The following is a 3,576-nucleotide window of genomic DNA, read 5'->3' as shown; positions in this document are numbered from 1 at the left end:
GCACGCGATGAGAACGCGATGAGCACGTGATGAGCACGCGATGAGCACGCGATGAGAAGGAGCCGGCCGGGGCGGCGTGCCCCGGCCGGCTCCTTGGGAGAGATCGGTCAGTAGATGACGCGTGAGTCGGCGCTGAGCCTGCTGCCCCTGGACTTGCGCAGGTCGCGGGAGATGTTCAGCCGCCTGAGCCAGCGGTCGGTGCCGTCGAACCTGGCGGTGAACGGCTTGCGGCCGTGCACGGCGCGGTAGTTGTCCAGGAAGATGATCTCGCCGGGCCGCAGCGCGTACCCGCCGATGGCCGCGTCGATCGCGGCGACCGTCGCCTCCAGCGCCGCCGCCTCCTCCGCGTCGCCGGGCGGGTCCATGAAGTACGGGTCGAGCCGCAGGTACGGCTGATCCGGATGCCCGAACAGCACGGCGATGGGCGCGGGATCCGCCTCCAGATCGGCGATCCAGTCGTAGCTGCGCTCCAGCAGCCGCCGCGTCTCGTCGTCGTCCGCGTCCCGCCGCCCGCTCACGCCGGGGCGGTGCGAGAGGTCGGGCCTGATCGGGAAGTGCTCGCGCCGCATGAGCTCGGCGACCTCAGGGGGCAGCTCGACGTCGTCCACCGACGCGTACGTCGTCTCGACCCCGTCCGGGTTGCGCAGGCACATCAGGCCCACGTAGTCCGTCCGCAGCGGATGGAAGGCGTCCTCGGTGTGCCACGTGAGCAGCTCTTCGCTGCCCGAGCCCAGCTGCTCGCGCACGTGCTCCTTGATCGGGAACACGTCGTGCATCAGCCGGCCCTCCTGCTGGGTGGCCCAGCCGATCGGGTCGCCGAGCAGGGACGCGCACAGGAAGAAGTAGAAGTCCTCCTCCGGGGTGGTGGTGCGGCCGACGCAGTCCTTCCAGTGGGCCGGGGTCGGGCCGATGCGCTCGTCGTCGATCGGGTAGCCGCCGATCACGCACACCGCGTCGGGCTCGCGCAGCCGGAACTCGTTCAGCCCGTGCCGCAGGCCGCGCGGCAGCTCCTGGGCGTGGGTCGTGGCGGTGGCGAGGAAGCGCGGGTCCTCGACCGAGGCGTACGAGCGGCGCAGCTCGCCGACGAGCTCGCCGATCGCCTCCAGGTCGGCGGCGCCCAGCCGGATCCTAAACATGCAGCACCTTGCCCAGCAGGTCGAGCCCGCGTGCGAACGGCTCGGCCGGGCCGCCGAAGCCGAGCCGCACCCTGGCCGGATCGCCGAAGCAGGCCCCCGGCACCAGCAGCACCTGGTGCTCGCGCGCCAGGCGGTGGCACAGCTCCGTGGTGTCGTCGTGGCCGCGCAGCCGGGGGAAGGCGCACACGCCGCCGCGCGGCTCGACCATGTCGGCCACGTCGGCGTTGTCGCGCATCCACTGCCGCAGCACCTCCAGGTTGCGCCGCGCCTGCGCCAGCCGGCCGGCCAGCAGCCGGTCCGCGCCCCGCGCCACCCGGGCGGCCAGGAACTCCACCAGCGGCGACAGGTGCAGCGTCATCCGGTCGCGCAGGTGCAGGGTGCGGCCCAGCAGGTCAGGGTCGGCGAGGCACCAGCCCACCCGCAGGCCGGGCAGCCCGTACCCCTTGGACAGGGTGCCGATCGAGATCGCCCGCGGATGGTCGTGCCCGGGGTCGCGCAGCGGCTCGCCGTCGTGGGTCAGCTCGCGGAACGCCTGATCCCACACCAGGTGCACGCCCGCGTCCGCGGTGACGGCGACCAGCTCGTCGCGCTGCGCAGGGGTCAGCGTGGCGCCGGTCGGGTTGTGCGGGAAGTTCACGACGACGGCCTTGGTGCGGTCGTTGATCAGCTGCCTGAGCAGCCCCAGGTCCGGCACGTACCCGTCCTCCGCGCGCAGCGGCCAGCCGCGCACCGCGCAGCCCAGGGTCTGCGCCACGGAGGTGAGCGAGTGGTAGGACGGCTCCAGCGCGACGATCTCGTCCCCGGGGTCGAGCAGCGTGCTCAGCACGAGGTAGATGGCCTCGCTGGCGCCGTGGGTGACCATCACGCGCTCCGGATCGCCGGTGCCCCAGCGGTCGGCGACGGCGGCGCGCACCTCCGCGCCGCCCAGCGAAGTGCTGTCACGCAGCGTGATCGCGTCGAGCTCCTCCGGCTCGACGCCGAGCAGCCTGCGCAGGTCGGCGAGCGAGTAGTCCTCGACCCCGCTACTGCCGATGTCGATCTCGGCCGAGAAGTAGTAGAGCCGCATCCACTCTTCCAGCGCAGCGGACTCGTATCTCATCGGGCGCCTCTCCTCACGACTAGATGAATCGGGCCGTCGCGGTGCCACGCCGTTCGCGTGACTTGCGGAAGTCGGTCGTCACGCTCACGCGCTTGAGCCAGCGGTCCGTGCCGTCGTAGGAGGCGGTGAACGGCCGCCTGCCGTGCGCGAGCCGGTGGTTGTTGATGAACAGGACGTCGCCGGGGCGCAGCACGACGTCCTCGGTCCTGCGCTCCAGCAGGCCGCCGACGGCGGCGAGCGCGGCGGCGGCCTCGTCGTCGCCGTCCGGGACCTCCATGAAGTACGGGTCGATGCGCAGGTAGGGGGCGGCCGGGTCGCCCCACAGGACCGCCACCCTGTTGTCGTCCCGCTTCATCTCCGCGATCTCCGCGAACTGCTCACGGTAGGCGTCCGACGGCGCGTTGTGCTCGGCGAGATGGGAGTCGTCGGGCCTGATCAGGAAGCGCGGCTGGAACAGCGTGCGCACGTGCGCCGGGTCCAGCAGGAGGGCGTCGAGCTCGGCGACGGTGGTGGCCACCCTGCGCGGGTTGCGCAGGCAGCCCAGCAGCAGGAAGTCGGCCCGCCACGGGTGGAAGGCGTCCTCGGTGTGCAGGGTGAGCAGGTCGGTGCTGCCGACGCCGAGCTGCTCGGTCTCATACCCCCTGATCGGGAAGACGTCGTGGACCAGCCGGCCGTCCTGCTGGGTCTTCCACGCGAACGGCTCGCCCAGCAGGGACGCGTACAGCAGGAGCAGGATCTCCTCGGCGACCTCCGGGCCGGGCCGCGGCCGGCCGCGCCAGTGGCGTGGCGTGGGCCCGATCCTGGTCTGGTCGATGGTGTGGCCGCCGACGACGCAGTAGCCGAGGGCGTCGTCGAGCGCGAAACCGCGCAGGAACCTGCGCTGCGCCGCGGGCAGCTCGGCGGCGACGACGGGCAATTCACGGAGCAGTTCCTCGTCCTCCGGGCCGTCGTATCTTTTGGCGAGCCGGAGAGTGAGTTCTTCGATCTCCTGAGCCACATCCGGGGAAACAGCCGACAATCGATCGGTCGCAGACGCCATGCGCTCACCTTGCCCCCGCCGGTGACCACAAGGGAAGTCGTATCACGACGCGGCCGGCGATTATTCTGCGCACCGGTGACGCGGGTCGCACAGTACACGAGGGCAGGCATTCATCGCGCCGGAGAACGGGCGTCCGGCTCGGTGTTCAACTGCGGTGCGACGACGGTTGAACACTTTTCCGCGGCGCTATTGCTGGCGTCCGCGACACCATTCTTGTTTCACTGTCCCGGTGCCGCGTCATGCCGTGGACCCGGACGCGGCGCGCTTCGCGGTGCGTGCCTTTATCGGCGCCCCTGCCACCC

At 71.4% G+C, this 3,576-nt stretch carries 3 protein-coding genes; all 3 read right to left on the bottom strand.

The genetic code is table 11. The features are described 5' to 3' along the window. Positions 1 to 107 precede the first annotated feature (107 nt). The 3 genes from gntD to vioC are packed head-to-tail and all read right to left on the bottom strand — an operon-like array spanning position 108 to position 3,274. Positions 108 to 1,136: a guanitoxin biosynthesis L-enduracididine beta-hydroxylase GntD gene (gene gntD / locus AB0K12_RS27620; protein ID WP_364567102.1), complete on the bottom strand. Its 1,029-nt coding sequence runs from the start codon at positions 1,134 to 1,136 to the stop codon at positions 108 to 110. Further along, positions 1,129 to 2,235, bottom strand: a complete 1,107-nt coding sequence (gene vioD / locus AB0K12_RS27615) for a capreomycidine synthase (RefSeq protein WP_364567099.1) — start codon at positions 2,233 to 2,235, stop codon at positions 1,129 to 1,131. The genes gntD and vioD overlap by 8 nt, the downstream gene beginning before the upstream one ends. 19 nt (positions 2,236 to 2,254) lie before the next feature. Continuing rightward, complete coding sequence (gene vioC / locus AB0K12_RS27610) at positions 2,255 to 3,274, bottom strand: arginine beta-hydroxylase, Fe(II)/alpha-ketoglutarate-dependent (RefSeq protein WP_364567096.1); 1,020 nt, start codon at positions 3,272 to 3,274, stop codon at positions 2,255 to 2,257. Positions 3,275 to 3,576: the final 302 nt, after the last annotated feature.

Source organism: Nonomuraea sp. NPDC049419, from assembly GCF_040676995.1.
GTDB classification, from domain to species: Bacteria; Actinomycetota; Actinomycetes; order Streptosporangiales; family Streptosporangiaceae; genus Nonomuraea; species Nonomuraea salmonea.
The sequence above is the reverse complement of the archived record's forward strand: the minus strand, read 5'-3'. Positions and strand labels throughout refer to the sequence as shown.